22 protein-coding genes and 1 pseudogene are annotated in these 25,991 nt (G+C 47.2%); 13 read left to right on the forward strand and 10 right to left on the reverse strand.

Annotation, left to right across the window (positions count from 1 at the left end):
- Positions 1-197 precede the first annotated feature (197 nt).
- Both DXD65_RS10060 and DXD65_RS10065 read left to right on the forward strand, forming a co-directional pair.
- Positions 198-2,153: an Ig-like domain-containing domain gene (locus DXD65_RS10060; protein ID WP_005833829.1), complete on the forward strand. Its 1,956-nt coding sequence runs from the start codon at positions 198-200 to the stop codon at positions 2,151-2,153.
- Entirely contained in the window at positions 2,068-2,982 is a 915-nt protein-coding gene (locus DXD65_RS10065; protein WP_080545834.1) for a DUF3108 domain-containing protein, read from the forward strand. The genes DXD65_RS10060 and DXD65_RS10065 overlap by 86 nt, the downstream gene beginning before the upstream one ends.
- Here DXD65_RS10065 and DXD65_RS10070 read toward each other — a convergent pair.
- The gene (locus DXD65_RS10070) at positions 2,927-3,370 is read right to left on the reverse strand and encodes a PaaI family thioesterase (RefSeq protein WP_005826009.1); all 444 of its coding nucleotides are present in this window, start codon (positions 3,368-3,370) and stop codon (positions 2,927-2,929) included. The two genes, DXD65_RS10065 and DXD65_RS10070, sit on opposite strands and share 56 nt — an antisense overlap.
- Positions 3,371-3,548: 178 nt before the next feature.
- Here DXD65_RS10070 and DXD65_RS10075 point away from each other — a divergent pair, with 178 nt between their 5' ends.
- The 3 genes from DXD65_RS10075 to DXD65_RS10085 all read left to right on the forward strand — a co-directional run bounded on the left by DXD65_RS10075 (position 3,549) and on the right by DXD65_RS10085 (position 8,465).
- Positions 3,549-4,748, forward strand: a complete 1,200-nt coding sequence (locus DXD65_RS10075) for a glycoside hydrolase family 88 protein (RefSeq protein ID WP_005826007.1) — start codon at positions 3,549-3,551, stop codon at positions 4,746-4,748.
- On the forward strand, positions 4,745-6,289 hold the full coding sequence (locus DXD65_RS10080) for a sulfatase (RefSeq protein ID WP_016272089.1): 1,545 nt from the start codon (positions 4,745-4,747) through the stop codon (positions 6,287-6,289). Before DXD65_RS10075 ends, DXD65_RS10080 begins: the two co-directional genes overlap by 4 nt.
- A 145-nt stretch (positions 6,290-6,434) precedes the next feature.
- On the forward strand, positions 6,435-8,465 hold the full coding sequence (locus DXD65_RS10085) for a patatin-like phospholipase family protein (protein WP_061412285.1): 2,031 nt from the start codon (positions 6,435-6,437) through the stop codon (positions 8,463-8,465).
- A 158-nt stretch (positions 8,466-8,623) separates the two neighbouring features.
- On the opposite strand, the gene cysS is transcribed toward DXD65_RS10085, so the two are convergent.
- On the reverse strand, positions 8,624-10,099 hold the full coding sequence (gene cysS / locus DXD65_RS10090; protein ID WP_008662079.1) for a cysteine--tRNA ligase: 1,476 nt from the start codon (positions 10,097-10,099) through the stop codon (positions 8,624-8,626).
- Between the two features lie 125 nt (positions 10,100-10,224).
- Here cysS and mnmA point away from each other — a divergent pair, with 125 nt between their 5' ends.
- Together mnmA and DXD65_RS10100 are read left to right on the forward strand one after the other, a co-directional pair.
- Positions 10,225-11,277, forward strand: a complete 1,053-nt coding sequence (gene mnmA / locus DXD65_RS10095; protein ID WP_117887605.1) for a tRNA 2-thiouridine(34) synthase MnmA — start codon at positions 10,225-10,227, stop codon at positions 11,275-11,277.
- 99 nt (positions 11,278-11,376) lie between these two features.
- Complete coding sequence (locus DXD65_RS10100; protein WP_005825995.1) at positions 11,377-12,258, forward strand: DUF3078 domain-containing protein; 882 nt, start codon at positions 11,377-11,379, stop codon at positions 12,256-12,258.
- A 145-nt stretch (positions 12,259-12,403) separates the two neighbouring features.
- Here DXD65_RS10100 and DXD65_RS10105 read toward each other — a convergent pair whose 3' ends face one another.
- Entirely contained in the window at positions 12,404-13,915 is a 1,512-nt protein-coding gene (locus DXD65_RS10105; protein WP_005833815.1) for a GH3 auxin-responsive promoter family protein, read from the reverse strand.
- A 122-nt stretch (positions 13,916-14,037) separates the two neighbouring features.
- On the opposite strand from DXD65_RS10105, the gene DXD65_RS10110 reads away from it, so the two are divergent.
- On the forward strand, positions 14,038-15,048 hold the full coding sequence (locus tag DXD65_RS10110) for an ATP-dependent 6-phosphofructokinase (protein ID WP_005833813.1): 1,011 nt from the start codon (positions 14,038-14,040) through the stop codon (positions 15,046-15,048).
- Here the strand turns inward: DXD65_RS10110 and rnc are convergent.
- From rnc to DXD65_RS10125, 3 genes are read right to left on the reverse strand one after another with little or no spacing between them, the layout of a single operon-like run.
- Positions 15,007-15,885 carry a ribonuclease III gene (rnc, locus tag DXD65_RS10115; protein ID WP_172679983.1) on the reverse strand — a complete coding sequence of 293 codons (879 nt, stop codon included), beginning with the start codon at positions 15,883-15,885 and terminating at the stop codon, positions 15,007-15,009. The two genes, DXD65_RS10110 and rnc, sit on opposite strands and share 42 nt — an antisense overlap.
- A gap of 7 nt (positions 15,886-15,892) precedes the next feature.
- Positions 15,893-17,158, reverse strand: coding sequence for a beta-ketoacyl-ACP synthase II (gene fabF, locus DXD65_RS10120; protein WP_005825984.1), 1,266 nt, complete (start codon positions 17,156-17,158; stop codon positions 15,893-15,895).
- Between the two features lie 21 nt (positions 17,159-17,179).
- A complete protein-coding gene (locus tag DXD65_RS10125; RefSeq protein WP_004291965.1) occupies positions 17,180-17,416 on the reverse strand; it encodes an acyl carrier protein in 237 nt (78 codons plus the stop codon).
- Between the two features lie 149 nt (positions 17,417-17,565).
- Between DXD65_RS10125 and purN the strand changes: the two genes are divergently transcribed.
- Complete coding sequence (purN, locus tag DXD65_RS10130) at positions 17,566-18,153, forward strand: phosphoribosylglycinamide formyltransferase (protein WP_016272085.1); 588 nt, start codon at positions 17,566-17,568, stop codon at positions 18,151-18,153.
- Here purN and DXD65_RS10135 read toward each other — a convergent pair.
- The 3 genes from DXD65_RS10135 to DXD65_RS21240 form a co-directional block, all read right to left on the reverse strand.
- Entirely contained in the window at positions 18,144-19,997 is a 1,854-nt protein-coding gene (locus DXD65_RS10135; protein WP_057097419.1) for a sulfatase-like hydrolase/transferase, read from the reverse strand. The genes purN and DXD65_RS10135 overlap by 10 nt on opposite strands.
- 116 nt (positions 19,998-20,113) lie before the next feature.
- Complete coding sequence (gene pdxB / locus DXD65_RS10140; protein WP_005825977.1) at positions 20,114-21,157, reverse strand: 4-phosphoerythronate dehydrogenase PdxB; 1,044 nt, start codon at positions 21,155-21,157, stop codon at positions 20,114-20,116.
- A 46-nt stretch (positions 21,158-21,203) separates the two neighbouring features.
- Positions 21,204-21,419 carry a hypothetical protein gene (locus DXD65_RS21240; RefSeq protein WP_227201678.1) on the reverse strand — a complete coding sequence of 72 codons (216 nt, stop codon included), beginning with the start codon at positions 21,417-21,419 and terminating at the stop codon, positions 21,204-21,206.
- A gap of 367 nt (positions 21,420-21,786) precedes the next feature.
- Here DXD65_RS21240 and DXD65_RS10155 point away from each other — a divergent pair, with 367 nt between their 5' ends.
- Genes DXD65_RS10155 through DXD65_RS10170 form a run of 4 tightly spaced genes read left to right on the forward strand, consistent with a single transcriptional unit; the run spans position 21,787 to position 25,546 of the window.
- A complete protein-coding gene (locus tag DXD65_RS10155; RefSeq protein WP_005825968.1) occupies positions 21,787-22,932 on the forward strand; it encodes a glycosyltransferase family 4 protein in 1,146 nt (381 codons plus the stop codon).
- Between the two features lie 3 nt (positions 22,933-22,935).
- Positions 22,936-23,973 carry a pyridoxal phosphate-dependent aminotransferase gene (locus DXD65_RS10160; protein ID WP_005825966.1) on the forward strand — a complete coding sequence of 346 codons (1,038 nt, stop codon included), beginning with the start codon at positions 22,936-22,938 and terminating at the stop codon, positions 23,971-23,973.
- Positions 23,970-24,701, forward strand: coding sequence for an NTP transferase domain-containing protein (locus DXD65_RS10165; RefSeq protein ID WP_005825963.1), 732 nt, complete (start codon positions 23,970-23,972; stop codon positions 24,699-24,701). The genes DXD65_RS10160 and DXD65_RS10165 overlap by 4 nt, the downstream gene beginning before the upstream one ends.
- 17 nt (positions 24,702-24,718) lie before the next feature.
- The gene (locus tag DXD65_RS10170) at positions 24,719-25,546 is read left to right on the forward strand and encodes a phosphorylcholine transferase LicD (RefSeq protein ID WP_005833794.1); all 828 of its coding nucleotides are present in this window, start codon (positions 24,719-24,721) and stop codon (positions 25,544-25,546) included.
- A 21-nt stretch (positions 25,547-25,567) separates the two neighbouring features.
- Here the strand turns inward: DXD65_RS10170 and DXD65_RS21245 are convergent.
- A pseudogene (locus tag DXD65_RS21245) lies at positions 25,568-25,991 on the reverse strand (glycosyltransferase family 2 protein); the annotation flags it as partial.

A 25,991-nucleotide genomic window follows, 5' to 3' on the forward strand; every position in this document is an offset into this window, starting at 1 on the left:
TACTCCTATTCAGTTTTCGTCTGCAAAAATATTCTTTTCTTAGTATATAAGGTGTGAAACACTTCCTTTTTTAACTATGTTTCATACATAGATGAGAACGAAAGGACATTTTTTGATTAAAATACTGTAAAGCATACCGCTAATTGGCAGATAACCTTTATTTTTGCAGCATGTTAGAACGTAAACGCCATACTAAAATGAAGCCGCTTTTCCGCAGGTTGTTGGGGGGTGTTGCCATAGCTGCCGCACTGTATTCTTGTGCCAGTGTGGGCCGTATTGAAGGAGGACCTTATGATGAGACTCCTCCGCGTTTTATTTCCGGTACTCCCACGCCCGGCGCACTCCATCACAATAAAAATAAACTTTCCATTGAGTTCGATGAATTTATCAAGCTTGACAAGCCGAATGAGAAGATTGTAATATCCCCTCCGCAGGTGCAGCAGCCCGAAATTAAGTCTAATGGGAAGAAGGTGGTCATCACTCTGCAGGATACATTGAAACCCAATACTACTTATACATTCGATTTTGGTGATGCCATCCAGGATAATAATGAGGGGAATCCCTTGGAGAATTTCTTCTATTCTTTCTCTACGGGCGACCGTCTCGACTCTATGGCTGTGGCCGGTACAGTACTGAATGCGGCCAATCTTGAACCGGTGAAAGGAATGCTGGTCGGTCTGCATGCCAATCTGGCCGACTCCGCTTTTACCAAACTTCCTTTTGAGCGGGTGGGGCGTACGGACAGTCGCGGACGCTTCTCTATCCGTGGAGTGGCTCCCGGCAAGTATCGCATTTATGCCTTGCAGGATGCCGACCAGAATTTTGCCTATTCCCAGCCGACGGAAGTGATAGCTTTTAATGACTCTATCATCATTCCTTCCATGGAAGAGCGCATGCGCCAGGATACGACCTGGATAGACTCGCTGACAGTAGATACGATTGTAGAACGTCAATATACCCACTACCTTCCGGATGATGTTCTGCTGCGTGCTTTCAAGGAGCTTTCCTTCTCGCAACGTTTTTTGAAGGCCGAACGGTTGACTCCGGAGAAGTTTTCGCTCTATTTCACTGCTCCGGCAGACACGTTGCCTTTATTGAAAGGATTGAACTTTAATGAGGAAGATGCGTTTGTTATAGAACAGCCTACCGGCCGGAACGATACGATTCATTATTGGATAAAGGATTCTCTGCTCTATAAGCAGGATTCCCTGAAAATGAGTATCACCTATTTGTATACGGATAGCCTGAAACGATTGGTACCCCGTACCGATACTTTGAATGTGCTGGCGAAGTTGACATACGACAAGCAGCAGAAGCAGAAGCAGGAAGCGAAGGAAAAGGAACAGAAAGAGCGTGAGAAGAAAAAGAAGAAGTTGAAGGAAGGTGAGGTGGAAGAGCCCGAGCCGACGGAATTCCTGGCTGTAGATGTGTATGCCCCTTCTGCAATCGATGTATATGATTATCTTACTCTGTCGTTTACGGAGCCGGTGGCAAGCATAGATACCACCGCTTTCCATCTGAAACTGAAAGTGGACTCGTTGTGGCAGGATATCCCGTTCGACTTTATGCGCGACTCTTTGGACTTGAAGCGTTATAATCTGTTTGCCGAATGGGCACCCGGCGAAAGCTATACATTTGAAGTGGATTCTGCTGCCATACGCGGATTGTACGGGTTGTTCTCCGACAAGATAAAGAAGGACTTCAAGGCCAAGAAGCTGGAAGAGTACGGGCAGATATTCTTTAATGTGCATGGAGCGGACTCTCTGGCTTTTGTGGAACTACTGGACGGTCAGGACAAAGTGCTGCGCACGGTGCCGGTGGTGGATGGGAAAGCCGATTTCTATTTCCTCAATCCGGGCAAATATGGAGCGCGGCTGATAAATGATACGAATGGGAATGGCGTCTGGGATACGGGAAACTATGCCGAGAAGCGCCAGCCTGAAATGGTTTACTATTATCCGATGGTTCTGGAGCTTAAAGCGAACTTTGATTTGACCCAGGAATGGGATATTAAGGCCAAGTCCCTGGATAGGCAGAAGCCGGACGAACTAAAAAAACAAAAACCAGATGAAGACAAGAAAAAGCAAAACAGGAACAAAAATAACCGCAGTGGCAATAGCAGCCGCAACAGTGGTAGAGGCCATAGCTATTAGGCGGAAGCAATTGTTCATTCTATTAATGGTGGGAGCGGTCTGTTTGGGAACCTCCCAGTCTGTTCAGGCCCAATGTACTGCAAAGAATGAAGCTTTCCAGTCGGGCGAGCATGTCATGTACGATTTATATTTCAATTGGAAGTTCATTTGGAAGAAGGTGGGTCTGGCAAGCCTCACTACCAATGCCACGACTTACCATTCCGAGCCTGCATTTCGCTTTAACTTGCTTTGTGTAGGCAGTAAAAAGACCGATTTTTTCTTCAAGATGCGTGATACGTTGACTTGTTATGTCAGCGATAGGTTGGAGCCGCTCTACTTCCGTAAAGCGGCGGAGGAGGGAAGCCGCCATACGGTGGACGAGGCTTGGTTCTCCTACTCGGACGGACTGGCGAATGTAAAGCAGAGACGCACCTGGCACAATCCCGTGCGTGAGGCTCAGGAGATGGAATACAGTGATAGTCGCTGTATCTTCGATATGTTGAGCATTTTGGCGCAGGCGCGCTCTTATGACCCTAAAGACTACAAGGTAGGGCAGAAGATACTCTTTCCCATGGCCACAGGACGCAGGGTGGAAGAGCAGACGTTGATTTACCGCGGCAAGGAGGAGGTCAAGGCGAATAACGACACCGTTTACCGCTGCTTGGTATTCTCTTTCGTAGAGTACAAGAAAGGTAAGGAGAAGGAGGTCATCACCTTCTTCGTATCCGATGATAAGAACCACCTTCCCATTCGCTTGGACATGTATTTGAATTTCGGTTCGGCCAAGGCATTCTTCAAGAGTGTCCGGGGCAACCGCTATCCGATGACGTCTGTGGTAAGGAAAAAGTGATGTTATCCCCTTTTCTAAATACACTGGATTCGAAAGTGGCAATCAGTTTTCCCTCCTGGTTGGTGACGTCGATCTGGTAATATCCGGTGGTGCGGCCGATGTAGCGTTCGCGTGCTTCGGCATACAGTACATCGCCCGGTCCGCTGCTGCGCAGGAAGGTGATATTGGACGAAAGAGAGAAGGCCAATGTTCCGTGGGAGTTGGCTGCTGCTGCCAGTGCCAGGTCGGCAAGGGTGAAGATGGCACCCCCTTGCGTACGGCCTCCCGCATTGAGATGCTCTGCCGTGATAACCAGGCGTGCCTTGCTGTATCCTTCCTTTATTTCTATCAGTTCTACACCTGCATTCGTGGCGAAGCGGTCGTTCTTAAAAAACTCTTGTGCGGTCATGGGGAGTAATGATTAATGTTTAGTGATTAATGATTAATGGGTGGAAAATATGTGCTTCCGGACGCAAAAGTAACGATTTTAGCCATTAATTGAATTATTTAGGCGGGTCAAATCTGTACACTTGCTCTACTTTTGCAGCAGGAAAAATCATAAACTCTTAATAAATAAATCCCTTATTATGAAAACAGTCCTCACTACATTGGGAATCTCCCTCCTTGTATTGGCAGGTTGCGCAGGGCAAAAGCAGGCTGAAAGCAACTTTATCCAAGAAAACATTGATAATGCTGTGGCTCAGGAGACAATTCAGACAGACATTATCGAAAAATCCGGTAAAATCCTTAATCCCCGTACCATTGATAAGGATGGGAACATTGTCTATGTACCTATCGACGATTGGTGTTCCGGCTTCTTCCCCGGTAATATCTGGCATATGTACGAGTTGACCGGTGACCAGAAGTGGCTGCCGCTGGCAGAGAAGTATACCGAGGATTTGGATTCGGTACAATACCTTACCTGGCACCATGATGTGGGCTTTATGATTGGCAGCAGCTACCTGAACGGATACCGTTTTGCGGGTAAGGAGGAGTACAAGCCGGTCATCATACAGACAGCCAAATCATTGTCTACCCGTTTCCGCCCTGCAGCAGGCGTACTTCAGTCATGGGATGCAGACAAGGGGTGGCAGGCTGAACGTGGCTGGAAATGTCCCGTTATCATTGATAATATGATGAACCTCGAACTGCTGTTCGAAGCTTCCAAGCTGTCCGGCGACTCCACTTTCTATAACATAGCCCGGAAGCACGCCGATACGACTATGGCTAACCATTTCCGTGAGGACAACAGCTGCTATCATGTGGTGGATTATGACCCCGAAACCGGTGAAGTCCGTAAGAGACAGACTGCACAAGGCTATGCCGACGAGTCTGCTTGGGCACGTGGACAAGCGTGGGCCTTGTACGGCTATACCATGTGCTATCGCTATACACACGATGCCAAATACCTGGAACAGGCTGAAAAGGTCTACAACTTTATCTTCAACAACAAGAATCTTCCGGAAGACTTGGTTCCCTACTGGGATTTCGATGCTCCCAATATCCCGAATGAACCTCGCGATGCTTCGGCAGCTGCCTGCACGGCGTCCGCCCTTTACGAGCTGAGTACTTATCTGCCGGATAAGGGATACAAGGAAACCGCCGACCGGATTATGGAAAGCCTCGCTTCTCCTTCCTACCGTGCCAAGGTGGGTACCAACGGCAACTTCATCCTGATGCACTCTGTGGGCAGTATTCCTCACGGTGCGGAGATTGATGTACCGCTGAATTATGCCGACTATTACTTCCTGGAAGGATTGATGCGTAAAAGAGACTTGGAAAAATGAAAACTCAATTAAATATTTTGTTAGGTGGTTTAGGTTTGTTCGCCTTGCAGGGCTGTAAAGCCCCGCAGGCGGAACAATCCGTCCAGCCGAATGTCATTTACGTTTTTCCCGACCAATACCGTAACCAGGCGATGGAGTTCTGGGGCCAGGAAGGTTTTCGCGAGAAAGTGAACTTTCGGAATGACCCGGTGCATACCCCACGCTTGAATGATTTTGCCCGGGAGTCGGTGGTATTGACATCTGCCATGAGCAACTGCCCGTTGAGCAGTCCCCACCGTGGTTCTCTGTTGACGGGAATGTATCCTAATAAGAGTGGTATTCCATTGAATTGCAATTCGAGCCGTCCCATCAGCTCCTTGCGTGAGGATGCTGTGTGTGTGAGTGATGTTTTCTGCAATGCCGGATATGACTGTGCCTACTTTGGCAAACTGCATGCCGACTTTCCTACCCCCAACGACCCCGAACGTCCCGGACAGTATGTGGAAGACCGTGTACCTGCATGGGATGCCTATACGCCGAAAGAACGTCGTCATGGGTTCAATTACTGGTATTCTTACGGTACCTTTGACGAACACAAGAATCCGCATTACTGGGATACGGAAGGCCGTCGCCACGACCCGCGCGAGTGGTCACCGTTACACGAATCGGGCAAGGTGGTGTCTTATCTGAAGAACGAGGGGAATGTACGCGACCCGAAGAAACCTTTCTTCATTATGGTAGGCATGAATCCTCCCCATAGTCCGTACCGTTCTTTGGACGACTGTATGGAGGAAGATTTCAATCTCTATAAAAACCAGCCTCTGGACAGCTTGCTCGTCCGTCCGAATGCCGACTCCAAGATGCTCAAGGCAGAGAGTGCACGCTACTACTTTGCTTCTGTGACGGGTGTCGACCGTGCTTTCGGTCAGATACTCGATGCCTTGAAGGAACTCGGACTGGACAAGAATACCATTGTCGTGTTTGCCTCCGACCATGGAGAGACCATGTGCAGCCAGCATACGGAAGACCCGAAGAATTCCCCGTACTCCGAGTCCATGAACGTTCCTTTCCTGGTGCGTTTTCCCGATAAGATTAAGCCCCGCGTGGACGACTTGATGCTTTCCTCGCCGGACATCATGCCTACCTTGTTGGGTCTTGCCGGTCTTGCCGACTCCATTCCGGCCGAGGTGCAGGGACGCAACTATGCACCGCTTTTCTTCGATGAAAAGGCGGATATTGTACGTCCCACCGGCGCTCTCTACATCCAGAACCTGGACGGTGAGAAGGATGCGGAAGGTATGGTCCGTTCCTACTTCCCTTCGTCGCGCGGCTTTAAATCGGCGCGCTACACGCTGGCGCTCTACATTGACCGCGAAAACCATAAGCTGGTCAAAAGTTTGTTGTTTGACGATGAAAAGGACCCGTATCAGATGAATAACCTTTCTTTGGAAGAAAACCAAGAAGTCGTAAAAGACCTTTGCGCAGAGATGGGCAAAGTGTTGAAAGAGATTGATGATCCTTGGTATAAGGAAGGTATCTTGAAGGATATGATACCTTATTGATTGGAAATGGGTTATAGATAATCCTCCATAAATTGCTTGAACGTTTTTTGCGACCCGCTTCGACTGATAGTGAACTATTTGTCGGAGCGGGTTGTTTGATTCAGAGTGGAATAAATTACCAATACGTATTAAGTAAATGATGGAGATGAAGTATAGACTATGGGCTTGTTTGTTGTTTTTGCCGATGGTCCTTTGGGCGTCCGGGCGTCCGAAAGTGGCTGTCGTACTCAGTGGGGGTGGCGCCAAAGGGACGGCGCATATCGGTGCTCTGAAAGTAATTGAAGAAGCGGGTATCCCTATAGATTATGTGGTGGGCACTAGTATGGGGGCCATTGTGGGCGGTTTGTATTCTATCGGATATACCCCGCAGCAATTGGACAGTATGGTGAATGCCCAGAACTGGAAATTCTTGCTCTCGGATGCCCCCAATCCTAAGGATGTGTTGCTGGATGACCGGTTGAAGTCGGAGCGCTATGTACTCTCCATTCCGTTTTCTTTGAAATCTGCCGCTGTTTCGGATGCGGGTATCATAAAAGGGAAGAACCTGGCACGTTTGTTCTCCACATTGACAGAAGGTTACCAGGATTCTGTGGATTTTAGCCGTCTTCCTATTCCGTTTGCCTGCGTGTCGGAAAATCTGGTGAATGGCAGCGAAGTAGTGTTCCATGAGGGAATACTGGCCACTTCCATGCGTTCCAGCATGTCCATTCCCGGTGTGTTTGCTCCGGTAGACCTGGATGGAATGGTGTTGGTGGACGGTGGAATGGTGAATAACTATCCGGTAGATGTGGCGCTTGCCATGGGGGCCGACTACATTATCGGGGTGGATGTGCAGAGTCCGCTGCTTAAGGCTTCCGAGCTGAAATCGGTGAAAGACATCTTCGGGCAAATCATTAATCTGCAAGGAGAGAAGAAATACCGTGAGAATCTGCGTAATACCGACGTGTTGATAAAGGTGGATGTCACCGGCTATTCGGCTGCAAGTTTCACCAAAGAGGCCATCGACACTTTGATGGTGCGGGGAGAGCGTGCTGCCATGGACAGTTGGGACGGACTGCTTGCCCTGAAACGGAAGCTGGGACTTGCAGAAGATTATCAGCCTCGCCGCCCGGGACCTTTCCGCTTGCCCGGCGCGGCTGTTGATAGGGAGATTCCCGTTGATTCCCAAATAGCCGCCCCTGCTGTACGGGAGAACAAGCTGAATGTCGGTTTTCGTTTTGATACGGAAGAACTGGCGGCGTTGCAGGCAAATACGGACTTCTATTTCGGCCGGCAGCGGGAGTCGCTGGCCAGCCTCACCGCCCGTCTGGGCAAGCGTACACTGGCACGACTCGGATATAGTTATCAGTGGGACGGTGGATGGCAGGCAGGACTTGCCTATCAGTTCGACTATAAAGATATGAATATTTATAATGAAGGCAAACTGACGCTGGATTTGACTTTTACACATCAGCTGGTCCGTATGGGGGCGGCGAAGGACTGGAACAATATCCAGGTCAGTTTGGGCATTGACTTTGATTACTACCACTATCATGATTTGCTGTCGCTCGACCCGTTGGCTTCGGCACTGTTTGAGAATTCGTCCTTATTCAGTTACTTTGCCGGACTTGTGTTCAACAACTTGAATGAGAGGAGCGCCCCTACAAAAGGCATGTCGTGGGCGGTATCCTACCATCTCTATACGGATAACCTCTTCCAGTATAAAGACAACAATCCTATTTCTGTTTTCGATGCCCGTTGGCAGGGATGTTTCTCTCCGTCGAGTAAGCTCACTGTCACTCCTTCGTTTTATGGACGCGTATTGTCCGGAAGCGATAATTATCCTTTTGCCATCATCAATATGGTGGGGGGGACCATACCGGGGCGCTATATGCCACAGCAGATACCGTTTACGGGCATCAACCGTGCGGAACTGTCACAAGCCGCATTGCTGGTTGCAGGGCTGAACCTCAGACAGCGTATCTTGAAAAACCAGTATATATCAGTGATGGGCAGTTATGGGCGAAACTCCGGGAAGTTTCATCAGATTCTTGACTCTTCCGAATCGGTTGATATGGCAGGGGTAGGCATCGGCTATATGTACAAGAGTTTTCTGGGACCAGTGGAGATACAATTGAATTGGTCCAACCAGACGAAGAAAGTAGGGTGGTATGCCGGGTTCGGATTCGTATTCTAACAGGGATGTATCAAAATACACAATCACCATAGGATTATACAGATTTTATTTTTCAGTTAAAAGAACAGAAGAACAAGAGAGAGAAATATGTTCTTTTGTTCTTCTGTCTAAAACTTACCCCAATCTGTATGATTCTGTGGTGAGTTATGATACCTTCGTTATTTATTCAGCTTCCATTCGCTTCCGTCCTTACCGTCCTTAATCTCGAAACCGAGCGCGGTGAGTTCATTGCGGATTTTGTCGGATGTAGCCCAATCTTTGTTGGCTTTTGCCTTTGAACGCTCTTCCAATAGCATGTCCACTACTTTGCCGAAGGCAGCTTCACGCTCTTCGTTGGAGGCGTTGTCTTCTTGTAATCCTAAGATGTCGAAGCAGAAGAGGTGGAAGGTTTCCTTCAATTCTTTCAGGTCTTCGGCTGTGATGGAATCGTTTCCAGCCAGGATATTGTTTACCATCTTGGCGCCGTCGAAGAGGTGGGCGATGACAATCGGTGAGTTCAAGTCATCATTCATGGCTTCGTAACACTTGGCACGCAGGGATTTCACGTCTATGGTGGAGGTTGCAGCAGGGGTAATCTTGTCCAGTCCATGTACAGCATCCATCAGTCTTGCCAATCCCTTTTCGGCGGCTTGCAGAGCTTCGTTGCTGAAGTCTACCGTACTGCGGTAGTGGGCTTGCAGGGTGAAGAAGCGGATGGTCATTGGGCTGTAGGCTTGCTCCAGCATGGGGTGTGTGCCTTTGAAGAGCTCTTCCAATGTGATGAAGTTACCGTAAGACTTACCCATTTTCTGTCCGTTCACGGTCAGCATGTTGTTGTGCATCCAATAATGTACCATATCTTCTCCTTGGGAAGCTACGGATTGTGCAATCTCGCATTCGTGATGCGGGAAGATAAGGTCCATGCCGCCACCATGAATGTCGAAGTGCTCGCCCAAGTATTTCTTTCCCATGGCTGTACATTCGGCGTGCCAGCCGGGGAAGCCGTCGCTCCACGGGGAAGGCCAACGCATGATGTGTTCCGGTTGCGCACATTTCCAGAGGGCAAAGTCTGCGGGATTGTGCTTCTCGCTCTGTCCGTCCAGTTCGCGGGTGGTGTTGAGAACATCATCCAGGTTGCGTCCGGAGAGCTTGCCGTAGTGATGGTCCTTGTTGTATTTTTCTACATCGAAATAAACGGAACCTTCACTTTCATAGGCATATCCGTTCTTCAATATCTCCTTTACAAGTTCTATCTGTTCGATGATGTGGCCGCTGGCATGTGGCTCGATACTGGGAGACAGCACATTCAATGCATCCATCGCCTTATGATAGCGGTTGATGTAGTACTGTGCCACTTCCATTGGCTCCAGTTGTTCCAGACGGGCTTTTTTCGCAATCTTGTCTTCACCTTCGTCGGCATCGTGCTCCAGATGGCCCACGTCGGTAATGTTGCGGACATAGCGCACCTTGTAGCCGATGTGCGTCAGGTAGCGGAACAGCAGGTCGAAAGTGATGGCAGGGCGTGCATGTCCCAAGTGCGGGTCACCGTACACGGTCGGTCCGCAGACATACATGCCTACATGCGGTGCATGCAGCGGTACGAACAGCTCTTTTTTTCTATTTAAAGTGTTGTAAATGGTCAGTTGATGTTCCATAACAGTTGATTATTAGTTCTTTTAGGAGTACAAAGGTATAATAAATCTGTGAAAATCTATAATGATATTCTGTTTTATAAGAGTAAATGCAACGGATTTCACCTTCGTTTATTACTTTTGTATCCATGAAGTCAGATAAACGTGTATTGCTTGGCATGAGTGGCGGCACGGATAGTTCCGTGGCCGCCATGAGGTTGCAGGAAGCCGGTTATGAGGTGACTGGCGTGACTTTCCGTTTCTATGAGGCAGGAGATGAGACCGGGTATTTGGAAGATGCACGGGCTCTGGCCCTGAAGCTGGGGATGAAACACATTACCTATGATGCACGCGAGCTTTTCCGTTCGCGTATTATCCGCTATTTTGTGGAAGAGTATCTAAGGGGACGCACTCCCGTTCCTTGCACGGTCTGCAATAATGAGCTGAAGTGGGCACTGTTGGCTAAAATAGCCGATGAAAAGGGGATTTATTGGATTTCTACCGGACATTATGTGCGTAAAGTCTTGTCCGGAGGAAAGTATTATATAGCTCCTGCTGCAGATAAGGACAAAGACCAGACTTTCTTTCTGTGGGGATTGAAGCAGGACATCCTGCAGCGTATGTTGCTTCCGATGGGAGATATTACGAAAAATGAGGCGCGCTCGTATGCGGCGGAGCGTGGTTTCGGGCAGGTGGCTGCGAAGAAAGACAGTATAGGTGTGTGCTTTTGCCCTTTGGATTACCGTTCCTTTTTAAAGCGTGAGGTTCCTGAAACACTATTACCCGGTAAAGGTAGATTCGTCGATGAAAAGGGGAATTTCTTAGGATGGCATGAGGGCTATCCGTTTTATACCGTAGGGCAACGTAGGGGCTTGGGTATCCATCTGAACAAGGCTGTTTTTGTGAAAGAGACAAGAGTGGAAAGCAATGAAGTCGTTTTAGCTCCGCTCTCTTCCCTCTACAGGCAGGAAATGTGGCTGGGAGACTGGAACCTGGTGGAGAATAGTCGTGTGCTGGGTGCAAACGAGGTTATTGTGAAGATACGCTACCGTAAGCAGGCAAACCGGTGCAGGGTGACTCTTACGGTGGAAGGTCTGTTACGTGTCCGTCTGATAGAGCCGCTGGAATCCATTGCACCCGGGCAGGCAGCGGCTTTCTATGATAAGGACGGATACTTGTTGGGCGGTGGAATTATTCTCTGAACCTTACATTCGTTTTATAGCTTCTCGAACAAAAGATAGTAAATGTTGTTAATTTTATGAGACGTCTTTTTATGAGAAACTTTTAAAACGAACTGTAATATGAAAAGGATATATATTGTAATGTTGTTTGCTGCTTTAGCAACCATAACTTATGCTCAGACGGATGATAAAGGTTATCAGGAGGGAGCTTGGGTATTGAAAGGAGTGACTGGTCTTAATATGTCACAGACTGCCATGGCCAACTGGTCGGCAGGAGGTGAAAATTCCATTGCTGGAAATGCCTACTTGAATGCATCACTGACACACAAGAAAGGAAACTGGCTCTGGGTCACCAACATGGTGCTGGACTATGGCTTGTCCAAAACCAAATCTCAGGGGATGAGGAAAAGTAGTGATAAAATAGGGCTTTCCACTCAGTTGGGATATTCTACCGACAACGTCTGGTTCTATACGCTGATGGGTGATTTGAATACCCAGTTTGCCAAAGGATATGACTATCCCGACAAAGAGCACCAGATTTCCAATTTCTTTGCTCCTGCCTATTCGAATATCGCTCTGGGTATGGAATGGAGGCCTAAAAGTAACTATTCTCTGCTGCTTTCACCCGTTTCCACCAAGATGACTTTCGTGACTGATGATTATCTCTCCGATTTGGGTGCCTTTGGTGTAGACCCGGGTGACCACTTCAAGATAGAGGGTGGCGCTTTTGTGAAAGCCCGTGCTGAATTGCCCGTGATGGAGAATGTGAATCTGATTACTACGGCTGATTTCTTTACTCCTTACAGCAAAGATTTTGGAAACATAGATGTGAATTGGGATGTACTTATCAGCATGAAAATCAATAAAGTATTGTCGGCTACCATCAATACAACTCTGAAGTATGACAATGATGTGAAAACGTTTGATGACAATGGAGTGAAGAAGGGCGCCAAGGTGCAGTTTAAGGAAGTGCTGGGAATTGGGCTGGCATATAATTTCTAATCCTTGAGGCTGATTGTTGAGATGAAAAAGTAAAGTCAAAACGTACTGACTGATTTGTAAAACGCGGATTACGCAGATTACATGGATTTATTAATTTATCCGCGTAATTTGCGTAATCCGCGCTTGATTTTTATGATATAGTAATTTACCGGTTCAGTTCCAGCATTTCCTCTATATACTCCCTCGTGTTGCTGAGCCGGGGCACCTTATGCTGTCCGCCGAGTTTCCCCTTGCTATCCAGCCAGTCGTGGAAGAGGTTGGGACGGGCGACGATGATTTCCAGCGGTTGCAGCGCCAGGTTATTCTGCCTTTTAGCTTCATAGTCGGAGTTCACCTCTTTCAGGGTGTCGTCCAATACTTTGGCGAACTTCTCCAGGCTGTCCGGCATTTGTGCAAACTCTATCAGCCACTGGTGGCGGCATTTGGCATGCTTGTCCATAAACACGGGAGCAGCAGAGTAATCTACTACTTGTGCACCGGTCTCGGCACATGCCCTGGCAAGTCCTCTTTCCGCGTTATCCACAATCAGTTCTTCGCCGAACGCGTTGATAAAGTGCTTGGTACGTCCGGTGATGACGAACTTATAGGGGTTCTTCGATGTGAACTTCACCGTATCTCCAATCATATATCGCCACAAACCGGCAGAAGTGGAGATTACCATGGCGTAGTTTTTGTTCAGCTCCACCTCCTCGAGGCAGAAGGTACGCGGATTCTCCTTGCCTACATCTTCAAGCGGGATGAACTCGTAGAAGATACCGTAGTCAATCATCAGCAACATGGCAGGGTCGGCAGGGTCGTTCTGCGTGCCGAAGTAGCCTTCGGAGGCGTTATAAGTCTCTACATAATGCATCTTGCTGCTGCGGATCACGTCTTTGTATTGCTCGCGGTAGGGAGTGAAGGCAACGCCGCCGTGGAAGAATACCTCCAGGTTGGGCCATATCTCCTCAAGGCTCTGCTTTCCCGTCTTTTCCAATATATGTTTGATGAGTACAAGCATCCAGGACGGTACGCCGGAAAGGTTGCTGACATTTGCATGGATGGTTTCGCGGGCGATGGCCTCCATTTTGGGCTCGAAGTGCTCCATCAGGGCTGTCTGCTTGCTGGGTACGCGGACAAAGTTTACCAGTGGGTTGATATTTTCTATGAGGATGGCGGAGAGGTCGCCTACAAGACTGTGGTTGGTGTTCAGGTTGGGAGCGTGGCTGCCTCCAAGGATAAGCCCTTTACCGGAAAAGAAACGACTTTCGGGATTCTGTCCCAGATAGATGGCAACGGCATCCCGGCCTCCCTTGTAATGCGTGTCGTGCAAGGACTCCCGGCTGACGGGCAGGAACTTACTCTTGTCGTTGGTGGTACCCGATGATTTGGCAAACCAACGTATTTCCGAAGGCCAAAGCAGATTTTGCTCACCGGCACGCAGGCGGGTTACATAAGGTTTTACTTCTTCGTAAGTTTGTATGGGAAGGCGCTTCTTGAAATCTTCATAAGTACGGATAGAGGCATAGTCATGCTTCTTTCCCCATTCCGTGTTTGCCGCTGTCCGGACGAGGCGCTGCAGTACAAGCTGTTGCAATTCACCGGCATGGCTGGTGTATTGTTCGATTTCTTTCAGACGGGGAGCAAAATATACCTTATTCAGAAACTTTGTAATATTCATCGTTCTTTGTGAAATCTTATTTTAAACCGCAAAAATAATCTTATTTATCGGCATCTCTATCTTTTTTCTCTTTTTTTTCTATCTTTACGGACCTATAGAACAATAATTCAAACAAAAATATCATGAGAATAGGTATTTTGACTTCAGGAGGCGACTGTCCCGGCATCAACGCTACCATTCGCGGTGTATGTAAAACAGCTATCAACCATTATGGAATGGAAGTAATTGGCATTCACAGCGGTTTTCAGGGGCTGCTGACCAAGGATGTGGAGTCGTTTACCGAAAAATCCTTATCCGGTTTGCTGAACTTGGGAGGTACGATGCTCGGTACTTCGCGCGAGAAGCCCTTTAAGAAGAACGGCGTGATGTCCGGCGTGGACAAACCGGCACTGATAGCGCGGAATATCGAAGAGATGGGGCTTGATTGTGTAGTCTGTATCGGCGGGAACGGTACGCAGAAGACAGCCGCCAAACTCTCTGCTATGGGGCTGAACATTGTGTCTGTACCTAAAACCATAGACAACGATATTTGGGGAACTGATTTCTCCTTCGGATTCGATTCTGCCGTCAGCATTGCTACGGATGCCATCGACCGGTTGCACAGCACGGCCAGCTCGCACAAACGGGTGATGGTGATTGAGGTGATGGGGCACAAGGCAGGTTGGATAGCCTTATACTCCGGTATGGCAGGCGGTGGTGACGTGATTCTGATTCCGGAGATTCCCTATAATATCCACCGTATCGGAGAAACGATTCTGAATCGGCTGAAGAAAGGAAAGCCTTACTCCATCGTGGTGGTAGCCGAAGGTATACAGACGGACGGGCGGAAGCGTGCCGCCGAGTATATCGCTCAGGAGATAGAGTATGAGACGGGTATCGAGACCCGTGAGACTGTGTTGGGTTATATTCAGCGGGGCGGCTCACCCACACCTTTTGACCGTAACCTTTCCACACGTATGGGCGGACATGCCACGGAACTGATTGCCAACGGGCAGTTCGGGCGGATGATTACCTTGAAGGGGAATGAAATAGCTTCTGCACCGCTGGAGGAGATTGCGGGCAAGTTGAAGCTGGTGACGGAAGACAATGACTTAGTTGTCCAGGGACGTCGGATGGGAATCTGTTTCGGCTAATTTTTCTTGTGGGGATTCTTCAACAGCTTCTGCCATGGGATTTTCTTCTGTGGAGGTTTCTGTTGCATGGTTTCGCTCCTTGGCTGCCTGGACTTCCTCCTTGAAAGCGGCATCCTTAATTTTTTTCAATGCCATCTGTGCCGCATTTTGTTGCGACTCCTTCTTGGAATAACCGGTGCCGGTACCTGCCGATATCCCTTCGATGCGGACTTCGGTGTGGAACATCGGATTGTATTCTTCGTCGAGAAACTGCTCGATAAGCTCGAATGACACCTCCATTTTGTTCTTCTGGCTCCATTCGATGAGTTTTGACTTGAAGTTGACCTCTTTGCGAGACATCTTGTCGAGGTCGATATAGTTTTTGAAAATCTTCTCTTCCATGAACTGCTTGCAGCGGTCGTAGCCCTGGTCCAGATAAATGGCGCCGATGAAGGCTTCGAATGCATTGCCGTACATGTAGCTGTTGTGGGATGAGGAGCGGGTGGAGTATTTCACCAGTTTGTCCAGTCCGATTTCCACGGCCAGTTTGTTGAGTGTTTCCCGCTGTACAATTTTGGAACGGGTATTGGTAAGGAAACCTTCGCGGCGTCCTTCGAAATGGCGGTAGACAATATCTCCTACAATGGCGTCGAGGATAGCATCGCCCAAGAATTCCAGCCGTTCGTTGTTGATGGGACGTCCTTTTTCGGAGCGCATGGAGATGGATTTATGCAGCAAAGCCTGCTGATAGACCTTGATGTCACGTGGAAAGAAGCCGAGAATTCTGTAAAAACAAAAATAAGACTCTCTATCCTTGCGGAACAAGAGCCTTATTTTATCTATTTGGTTACGTAACACGACCTTATTATTCTGCGTATTTCTTGAAAATGACACACGCATTATGACCACCGAATCCAAAAGTATTGGACAAAGCTACGTTCACTTCGCGCTTTTGTGCTTTGTTGAACGTGAAGTTCAGGTCATAGTCGATGTTTTCGTCGTTATCACCCTCTTCGTGGTTGATGGTCGGAGGAACAATGCCATTCTTGATGGCGAGGATGCTTGCAATGGATTCTACCGCACCGGCAGCGCCCAGCAAGTGGCCGGTCATGGATTTTGTCGAACTGATGTTCAACTCATACGCATGCTGTCCGAATACCTCTTTGATTGCTTTTGCTTCCGAAATATCACCTACGGGAGTAGATGTACCGTGAACATTGATATAATCTACTTCTTCGGGTTTCATTTCTGCATCTTCCAACGCATTCAGCATCACTAACTTGGCTCCCAAACCTTCGGGGTGAGAGGCTGTCAGGTGATGAGCGTCGGCAGACATTCCTACGCCGGCAACTTCCGCATAGATTTTGGCACCGCGTGCCTTGGCGTGTTCCAGTTCCTCGAGAACGAGACAACCGCCACCTTCACCCATGATGAATCCGTCACGGCTTGCGCTGAACGGACGGGATGCAGTTTCGGGAGAATCATTGCGGGTTGACAATGCATGCATGGCATTGAAACCACCTACACCGCAAGCGGCGATGGCAGCTTCCGAACCACCGGACACGATAACATTTGCCTTACCCAAACGGATGAGGTTAAACGCATCGGCAATGGCATTTGTGGAAGTGGCACATGCAGAACAAGTTGCGTAGTTGGGACCATGGAAACCATACATGATGGAAATTTGTCCGGCAGCAATGTCCGAAATCATCTTGGGGATGAAGAACGGATTGAATTTGGGGCCGTTTTCCTTACCGGTCAGGGCATAGTTGCCCGCCTCTTCTTCGAATGTACGGATGCCACCGATACCGGCGCCGAAGATGACACCGATTCTGTTTAAATCCTCATTTTCGACGTCAAGCCCAGAGTCACCTACCGCTTCTTTGGCTACTGCAATGGCATATTGTGTGTACAAGTCCATCTTGCGGGCCTCTTTGCGGTCTATATATTTGGTAGCATCGAAGCCTTTTACTTCGCATGCAAACTGAGTCTTGAAAAGCGATGCATCGAAATGAGTAATAGGTCCTGCTCCACTAACCCCATTCACAAGATTTTCCCAGAATTCGGGAACACTGTTGCCAATGGGAGTAATGGCGCCGAGACCTGTTACTACAACTCTTTTTAATTCCATGTTATAAACGAATGGATAAGATTACTTAGCGTGTTCTTCGATGTAAGATACAGCATCACCTACAGTACCAATCTTTTCAGCCTGGTCATCGGGAATAGAGATACCGAATTCCTTTTCGAATTCCATGATAAGTTCTACAGTGTCAAGAGAATCAGCTCCCAGGTCGTTAGTGAAGCTAGCTTCGTTAGTAACTTCTGATTCTTCTACGCCTAATTTATCGACGATAATCGCTTTCACTCTTGATGCAATTTCAGACATAACTTTAAGTTTTTAATTAATAATTAGTTTTATTTCTTTAAATTTGCGGTGCAAAGGAATGAATATTTATCATTCCTCGCAAATATTTGATGAATTAAATGCACCTTTTTGCACATTTTTCACGGTTTTGTGCAGTAATTGGAGGGATTATGGGAAAAAATATCGCAGTTTTAGCGTCGGGAAGTGGTACGAATGCCGAGAATATCATCCGTTATTTCCGGGAAAAAGGTTCGGCACGTGTGGCTCTGGTTTTGACTAACCGGCAGAATGCGTTTGTTTTAGAGCGTGCCAAGGGGCTGGGAGTGCCTTGTGTCTGGTTTGCCAAGAGCGATTGGGAAAGTGGAGAGCTTGTTTTGTCGACGCTTCGAGAGCATGATATTGATTTTGTGGTATTGGCAGGATTCCTGGCACGTGTGCCGGACAATATTCTGCATGCTTATCCCAATAAAATGATAAATATACATCCTTCGTTGCTGCCCAAGTTCGGTGGAAAGGGAATGTACGGCGACCGTGTGCACGAGGCAGTGATTGCTTCCGGCGAAAAGGAAAGCGGTATTACCATCCATTATACGAATGAGCATTATGACGAAGGCGGCATTATCTGCCAGCAGAAATGCCCCGTATTGCCGGGCGATACGCCGGAGGAGCTGGCGCAACGCATCCACCGGCTGGAGTATGAATACTATCCGAAGGTGATAGAGGAGTTGGTGGAAGGCCTCTCTCCCAGTTATTTATAGAATCGGTTAAGGGAGAGGATGGCCTCGTTCAGCTTACGGTTGTCTATCTTGTAGTTTTCCAGGGGATTCAATGCACTGTCGCTGATCTCTATATATCCGGAAGGGTGTTTTTCCAGAATAGTATGATTTTCTACGATAAAGGCATAATTGAGATTGTCGCCCACGATATGCCAGTTCCGTGGACAAGTATCGGTTATTAAATGCCCCATACTGTAATCGGAAGGCGGATTGGTTACACCCAGCACTTTATTCATTAGGGTTGGTGCAAAATCATAGTGCGTGGTACGGTGATGGTAGGTATGTGGCTGTTCTCCCGGTTCATATAATAGGAAGGGGATATGTGTTTGTACCGGTGAATAATTACTGCCGTGGCCCCAATAATTTTTATGATTCTCATTGAATTCTTGTCCATGGTCTCCGGTAATGATGACCAGGGTATTGTCTAGCAGTTTCTTTTCCTCAAGTTTGTGGAGGACGCATCCCACCAGTGAGTCGGCTTCCGCCACGCAGTTGTAGTAGAGGTTCAGGAAAGGAGTAGGGTCTATGTCGTTGTTCAGTTTCATATAGTCGGCGAACTCCCAGGACGGTTGGAAACGATAAAGCTTGTCCTTCGGCACTTCATATCCGTGTGCCAAATCATAGAAGAGAAAGGAAAAGAAAGGTTTTGTACCGCTGCCCAGCGTATCGAGTGCTTGCAGATAATCTGCTGTAATACGGCAGTCGCGGTCATAAACGGTTTTTCCTTCGGTATGGGTACGCAAGTCGGGTACCTTTGAGAAAAGTATTTTGGCAAATGGCGGGTTGACGATTGTAGCACTGGGATAAATACCTATCTGATAATTCTGCTTCAATAGTTCTTCTATGAGCAGGGGCTGTATGCCCGATACCTCAAAATCAGTCCAGTAGATGGATGAGAGACTGAAGAAAAGCCCGAAGATACTTCCACGTGTGCCATTGCTGCTGCTTAGATGGGAGGTGAATCTGCTGCAACTGTCGGCAAAGTGGCTGATATGAGGTGTAATGTCCTGGTTAAAGGCGCGGTAGTTCCATGAGTCTATGGCTATCAGCACTACATTCTTGGGGTTGGAATGGACTTCGTATTTCAAAGAATCTATCGGATAGTTGAGGTCAGCAGACTGCTTTTTGTTGTTGAAGTTCATTTTAATGACATCCTTGGATGAGACCACTCCTAACTTCATCATCAGGCGGGTTGCCGTAAGCGGGAAGTAATAGGGCAGGCAGGGGGCGCTGCGAATCACTGAAGTCTTTTGCGCTACAGCGGCATAGGCATGATAAAAGTTAGAGAATAGTGCAAACAAAATCAGAGTGGCAAGTACAGGACGGAAGCCACAGCGGTGAAAGCGGGTATAACAATGGCCTGCAAGTATTCTTAGCAAAGTATTGGCGGCAAATATACCCACTAATACTCCTGCAATCTTCAGATAAAGCCAGAAGCTGAATGTGAAAATCTCACTGTTGCCCTCTCCAACCAGGAGATTCAGTACAAAACCATTGATATGGAACTTGTAAAGACTGTACACACTGCCGTCTATGTAAGCAAGTATATTGAGTAATGATACAAGAATAATGTGTGTGATGGCGGCGGCTTGATGGCGCCGGACGGTAATGGCTACGATTAAGGATACGATATAAGGAATAAGTGCCCACAAGGCGGCATGTGAGCAAGCGGCCGTTATATAAAACATCCAGCCTCCCACGTCCATCATGGCGAGCCGGGGACTGTGAATCAGATAAAACAGAAATTGTATGGCAATCGTCAGAGTTGAAATTGCATAAAAAATAAATCCTTCACTGAGTGATTTCTCTAACTGTATTTTTTGCATTGATATTGTAATGTTTTGCCTATAGTTTCCTCTGATTCGGCATTGATAGTAAAGGCGTGAGGAGCTTATATAGTGACGTCTTTTGTATTATCGGGCTGTATCTCTAAATGTATGTGCTACTTTGGGATATAAGTGTAAGCATCTTTTTCTCTTCGTAGCGGGTAGTCTCCCCGCAATTTTTCAAATTGTTCGGGATGTGTTTTCAGTGTTTCGCTGTCCCTTCTCGGGTCATACATTTGCAGATATGCTTCTGCCAGGCTGTCGGCGGTAATAATCGGGTTCCGGGGTTGGGGGGGAGCGATGCGGTAGTCGGCTTTGATGTGAAAGAAACGGCAAAGGGCATCCAGGGACATACGGGTGGCATTGGCTTTTCCGTCGGCTGAATAACCGGCTATATGGGGAGTTCCAAGGAACACTCTATTTAATAAGGTAAGATTGATATCAGGCTCGTTCTCCCATACATCAATGATGGCATCGGAAATCAGTCCGTCTTCTAAGGCATTCAGGAGCGCATTGGTTTCAATCACCTCTCCACGTGAGGTATTGATAATGACGGGACAGCGTTTTAATGACCGGAAGAAAGTATGGTCTGCCAAATGGAATGTTTTGTATGGCCCTTCCTTATATAAAGGTACGTGGAAGGTGAGGATATCACATTCTGCTGCGAGTGCTTGCAAGGAACTGAAATCTCTCTCTCCTTCCTTGTCTTGCCGGGGCAGGTCATTCTTCAGGACACGCATGCCTAGTTCTTGCCCTACTTGGGCTATTTTGCTACCCACATTGCCTACGCCGATGATGCCTAATGTCAATTCGGACAGTTGTACTCCTTTGAGTTGTTGCAATAATAGTAAGGCTGATTGCACGTATTGGGCTACGGATGCTGAATTGCATCCGGGGGCATTGGTCCAAGCGATGCCTGCTTCACGGCAATATTCCGTATCTATATGGTCGAAGCCTATGGTGGCGGTAGCAATGAAGCGGACTTTACTGCCTTCCAGCAATTCCTTGTTGCAGCGGGTGCGGGTACGTATAATCAGTGCATCGGCATCTTTTACCAACTCCGGAGTGAAGTCTCTGCCGGGAGTATAAATCACGCTGTCGGCTATTTTTTCGATGGCTTCTTTAATGAAAGGTATTTTGTTGTCAACAATGACTCTCATAATGCTGCTGTTCTTTTCGACGATTTTCCATCGTGCGAAGATACGACTAATCCGTCAAAGTGGCTAAGTAATGCCCGGAAAATAATTTGACTCTTTCCGTTTTTAAGTTTGCATTTCTGCCCTCACCGCTCTCACTCTTTTCTTCAACTTCCCTATTCAACGGCATTGCAGGGGTGGGTGAGAGCAATCGAAAAGGGTGAGGGTAAATTTTGCTCTCACCCGTGTTTTCTTCCGTTCCGCATCCTTCTTTCTTCTGTTGCATCCTTTTCATTCTTTCGTTTTACTTTTGGATTCTTCAGCAGCCCACGTTAGTGAGCCGTGATGTTCACTTGAGTGAACTAAACAGCTCACTAGTGTGGTTGAATTGGTTCATAACAGTGGGCCGATGATGAATAAAGTAGTTTTCGGGAAGGAGATAAGGTGTTTGAAGGATAAAACAATGGGCCAGTACGGATTGAACAATGGGGATGTGCCCGATTCCGTACTTGGTTTTTGTAACAGACAGCAAGTGATTGCTCATCTCTATCTTATGTTTTATAGGTGAATTTGTGTTTTTGTCAAAAAAGGAAAGCGAAATAGACTGCTATATGAGGATTATCTTGTACATTTGCAGCTGAAACTTTTTAGAGATGAGAATAGGATACGACGGAAAACGGGCTGTGCAGAATTTTACGGGATTGGGCAATTACAGCCGGTATGTGGTGCAGTCATTGTCAGCCTTTGCTCCGGAAAACGAGTATTGGTTGTATGCTCCGGTACACCGTGAAAATCAGCAACTCTCGTCGATGGTGGCCGAAAGCCGGGGAACGGTATCGGTACATTATCCATCTTATTGGCTCTGGAGAGGAATGACTTCGTTGTGGCGCGTGGGAGGTATACGCAGGACTTTGAAACGGGACAACATACGGCTGTTCCACGGATTGAGTAACGAACTTCCCCTGACCATCCATCGGGTACGGGAAGTAAAGAGTGTGGTGACTGTTCACGACCTTATTTTCCTGAGACTTTCACATTGTTTTTCGTTGGTCGACCGCTTGATTTATAACTACAAATGCCGCTATGCATGCAAGCATGCAGACCACATCATTGCTGTGAGTGAGTGTACCAAGCGTGACATCATACATTATTATGGAATTCCTGCGGATAAAATTTCCGTTATTTACCAAGGGTGTAGTTCTCTGTATGCCTGTCGTGTCGGTAAGGATAAGCGCAAGGAGGTGATGCGGAGTTATCGGTTGCCCGAACGCTATATCTTGTCGGTGGGCACCATTGAGGAGCGTAAAAATGCGCTGGCCATTGTGAAGGCTTTGGAGTATCTGCCCGATGAACTGCATTTTGTTCTGGTAGGGAGACCCACAGCCTATATCCATCAGCTGAAAGAGTTTATGACAAAAGCCGGATTGCAAGACAGAGTACATTTTCTGCATGGTATCCCTTCGGACGATTTACCTGCCATTTATCAGTCGGCCGAGACTTTTGTATACCCATCCGTTTACGAAGGTTTTGGCATCCCTATTCTTGAGGCTTTGCATTCCGGCATTCCGGTGGTAGCAGCAACCGGCTCTTGTCTTGAAGAAGCGGGGGGGGAGCATTCATTGTATGTGCGTCCCTATGATGTGGAGGGATTGGCGGCAGCGATTGCCCGTACACAAGAGCCTTCTTTGCGTGCCACCATGATTGAGGAGGGGCTGAAGTGGGCACAGCGTTTCACGGAGGAGCAGATGGCGCGTGAGACGATGGAGTGTTATCGGAAAGTATTAACAAAAGAAACCTAAGATATGAATTATTTGGACCGCAATGAGTTTAACTACGCACCTTCGCAAGAGGTGGTGGAGGCTCTAAAGAATTTTGATATAAACAAACTCTGTTTCTATACCCGTATCTACGACGAAGGCAAGAAGAGTATTCTGTCTGTTTATCTATCTGAATCTTACGGAATTGATGAACCGCAGGTACTGTTGGGTTATGGTGGAGAAGATATATTGAAACAAGCAGTCCACTATTTCCTGACCCAAGAGGATGGGAACAAGACGATGCTCATTCCTAAATTCTCGTGGTGGTACTATAAATCCATTGCTGATGAAGTGGACGGGCATACGTTGCAGTATCCATTGTATGAGGATGGCAATACCTTTAAATATGATTTCGCTGCCATGAAAGAGATGGTACAGCGTGAGAATCCCAAGGTCTTATTAATCGCTTCGCCCAATAATCCCACCGGTAACGGTCTGACCCCCGCAGAATTGGACGCTTTGTTGGCTGAGTTGCCCGTAACAACCATCGTTTTGGTGGACGAAGCCTATGCCTCTTTCGTATCTACTGATACGGACTATATTAAAATGCTGGTTGATAAATATCCCAACCTGATTATTTCACGCACGCTTTCCAAGTTCTACGGATTGCCCGGATTGCGCATGGGGTTTGGGTTTATGAGTAAGGAGTTGGCCAGCTTTGGCAAATACAGCAACAAATATCTGGGTTATAACCGTATCTCTGAGGATATTGCTATTGCCGCACTGAAATCGGATGCGCATTACCGGAATATAGCACGGCTGATGAATGAGAGTCGCGCCTGCTTTGAAGCGGAGATAGGGACGTTGCCTGGTTTCAAGGTATATGAGTCGGTGGCGAACTTTGTCCTTATAAAATATCCGATTGTCTTGAAAGAACGCTTACAGAAAGCTTTTGCCGACGAGGATTATAAGGTGAAGTTCATGAATGAACCAGACATCAATACCCATTTGCGTATTACCTTGGGGCGTCCTGAACAGAACCGTATTGTCATTGACACCATTAAAAAAATTGCATTACAATGAAAGCGGTTATATTGGCTGCAGGGATAGCTTCGCGTTTGCGTCCGTTGACTGATACCACTCCAAAATGTCTGTTGAAAGTTGGAGAGCGTTGTTTGCTGCAAAGAGCCTTTGATGCATTGCTGCAGAATGGCTTTCGGGAGTTTGTCATTGTCACCGGTTATAGACAGCAGCAGATTGTGAACTTTCTGGAAGCTCATTATCCGGCATTGGAGGTTACGTTTATCTATAATGAGAAATATGCTTCTACCAATAATATCTACTCTTTATGGCTTACACGGCCTTATGTAGATAAAGAGGACATTCTGTTGCTGGACAGCGATATCCTTTTTGACCCGCAGATTGTAGCCAAGTTGCTTGGATATGGTCAAGCGGATGCGTTGGCTCTGAACCATCATACATTGGGGGAAGAGGAAATCAAGGTAATAGCGGACAATGATGGCAAGGTGTTGGAAATCAGTAAGACGTGCTCCATATCCCGAGCTATTGGCGAGTCTATTGGCATCGAGAAGATGTCTGCCGCTTATACAGAAGCGCTTTTCCGGGAATTGGAGGTTATGATTACCAAAGAAGGTTTGGATAATATCTTCTATGAACGTGCTTTTGAGCGTCTCATACCGCAAGGACACTCTTTCTATGCGCTTGACACTACCGAATATTTTTCTGTGGAGCTTGATACGGTGAATGACTTTGAACAAGCACAGCGGTTGATTCCTTCACAACTTTATTAATTAATGGGCTGATTTTTATGGCAGATTATGATATACGTCCTTTGCAGCTTCGTATTTTGAAGATATTGCTTGCTGTGGATAAAGTTTGTAAAGAACATGGTTTGCGCTATTATATAATGGCCGGTACTATGCTTGGTGCAGTCCGTCATAAGGGATTTATCCCTTGGGACGATGATTTGGATATCGGTATGCCGAGGGCTGATTATGATTTGTTGATGTCTCATTCCAAGGAATGGCTTCCCAAGCCTTATGAGGCTGTCTGCGCAGAAAATGATCCGAATTATCCATTACCTTTTGCCAAGATACAAGATGCGGATACGACTCTTATCGAGCGTATGCATTTGAAATACTTGGGAGGTATCTACTTGGACGTATTTCCATTGGACGGTGTACCGCAAAGCAACCTGAAACAGAGGATTCATTTTGCCCGGTATGAATTTTACAAGCGGGTGCTCTATTTTATCTACCGCGACCCTTATAAACATGGAAAAGGTCCCGGCTCATGGTTGCCGCTGCTGTGCCGGAGACTTTTTACTACTGCCGGCGTACAGAGGAGTATCAGAAATGTGATGACCACCTATGACTTTGACAAGTCTTCTTTAGTCTGTGATTATGACGACGGTATGCGCGGTATTATGCCCAAGGCAGAGCTGGGAGCTCCGACTCCCGTTTCGTTTGAGGGCGAAACAGTGTGGGGAGTACAAGATTATGACGCCTATCTGACCCGAAAATATGGAGACTACATGGTTATACCGAAACAAAGCGGGCAGAGACAGCATAATTTCCACTATTTGGATTTGGATAAGCCCTATTCTTCACAAGAAAGTTCCAATTCTATTTTATAATTTTGCTCTTTTAGGGAAATGTTAGACAAATGTTTTTTTCCAAAATTTCCATAAGGGACCGAAATCTTTGGTTAATAAATAAAATATGGCTTTTAGGCGGCCGCGTATTAGGCTTATTTTGAATCTATTTCCTGTTTTGAAAGTTCCTATCTTTTGGGATTTGAAATCTTTTCCTTTGTAAGTGAAAACTTTGCGGAATGTGGATGAAGTCATGCCCCATTTTAATAGAAATTGCATTTGACCACAATTCTTGCGTATGCGGGTAGTTGATTTTGTTTCAAAATGATAGATGCGACTGGCTTGTAGCCCTTTCATGAATCTGACTCCACACATATATAATTTTGCGGTGAAATCTGGGTCGCTGTACATTCCGGGTGAGTATTCTATACCCTCAAATCCGCAACTAAGCTCTTCAGCGTCCTTCTTGCGTCTAAACGTCCTCTCA

The organism is Bacteroides sp. 4_1_36 (genome assembly GCF_003466325.1).
Lineage (GTDB): Bacteria > Bacteroidota > Bacteroidia > Bacteroidales > Bacteroidaceae > Bacteroides > Bacteroides uniformis.

Excerpts from the sequence above, each read along its gene's own strand:
- DXD65_RS10060 (WP_005833829.1), top strand. The coding sequence starts at position 198 with ATGAAGCCGCTTTTCCGCAGGTTGTTGGGGGGTGTTGCCATAGCTGCC.
- DXD65_RS10065 (WP_080545834.1), top strand. The coding sequence starts at position 2,068 with ATGAAGACAAGAAAAAGCAAAACAGGAACAAAAATAACCGCAGTGGCA.
- DXD65_RS10070 (WP_005826009.1), bottom strand. The coding sequence starts at position 3,370 with ATGACCGCACAAGAGTTTTTTAAGAACGACCGCTTCGCCACGAATGCA.
- DXD65_RS10075 (WP_005826007.1), top strand. The coding sequence starts at position 3,549 with ATGAAAACAGTCCTCACTACATTGGGAATCTCCCTCCTTGTATTGGCA.
- DXD65_RS10080 (WP_016272089.1), top strand. The coding sequence starts at position 4,745 with ATGAAAACTCAATTAAATATTTTGTTAGGTGGTTTAGGTTTGTTCGCC.
- DXD65_RS10085 (WP_061412285.1), top strand. The coding sequence starts at position 6,435 with ATGAAGTATAGACTATGGGCTTGTTTGTTGTTTTTGCCGATGGTCCTT.
- cysS (WP_008662079.1), bottom strand. The coding sequence starts at position 10,099 with ATGGAACATCAACTGACCATTTACAACACTTTAAATAGAAAAAAAGAG.
- mnmA (WP_117887605.1), top strand. The coding sequence starts at position 10,225 with ATGAAGTCAGATAAACGTGTATTGCTTGGCATGAGTGGCGGCACGGAT.
- DXD65_RS10100 (WP_005825995.1), top strand. The coding sequence starts at position 11,377 with ATGAAAAGGATATATATTGTAATGTTGTTTGCTGCTTTAGCAACCATA.
- DXD65_RS10105 (WP_005833815.1), bottom strand. The coding sequence starts at position 13,915 with ATGAATATTACAAAGTTTCTGAATAAGGTATATTTTGCTCCCCGTCTG.
- DXD65_RS10110 (WP_005833813.1), top strand. The coding sequence starts at position 14,038 with ATGAGAATAGGTATTTTGACTTCAGGAGGCGACTGTCCCGGCATCAAC.
- fabF (WP_005825984.1), bottom strand. The coding sequence starts at position 17,158 with ATGGAATTAAAAAGAGTTGTAGTAACAGGTCTCGGCGCCATTACTCCC.
- DXD65_RS10125 (WP_004291965.1), bottom strand. The coding sequence starts at position 17,416 with ATGTCTGAAATTGCATCAAGAGTGAAAGCGATTATCGTCGATAAATTA.
- purN (WP_016272085.1), top strand. The coding sequence starts at position 17,566 with ATGGGAAAAAATATCGCAGTTTTAGCGTCGGGAAGTGGTACGAATGCC.
- DXD65_RS10135 (WP_057097419.1), bottom strand. The coding sequence starts at position 19,997 with ATGCAAAAAATACAGTTAGAGAAATCACTCAGTGAAGGATTTATTTTT.
- pdxB (WP_005825977.1), bottom strand. The coding sequence starts at position 21,157 with ATGAGAGTCATTGTTGACAACAAAATACCTTTCATTAAAGAAGCCATC.
- DXD65_RS21240 (WP_227201678.1), bottom strand. The coding sequence starts at position 21,419 with ATGCAACAGAAGAAAGAAGGATGCGGAACGGAAGAAAACACGGGTGAG.
- DXD65_RS10155 (WP_005825968.1), top strand. The coding sequence starts at position 21,787 with ATGAGAATAGGATACGACGGAAAACGGGCTGTGCAGAATTTTACGGGA.
- DXD65_RS10160 (WP_005825966.1), top strand. The coding sequence starts at position 22,936 with ATGAATTATTTGGACCGCAATGAGTTTAACTACGCACCTTCGCAAGAG.
- DXD65_RS10165 (WP_005825963.1), top strand. The coding sequence starts at position 23,970 with ATGAAAGCGGTTATATTGGCTGCAGGGATAGCTTCGCGTTTGCGTCCG.
- DXD65_RS10170 (WP_005833794.1), top strand. The coding sequence starts at position 24,719 with ATGGCAGATTATGATATACGTCCTTTGCAGCTTCGTATTTTGAAGATA.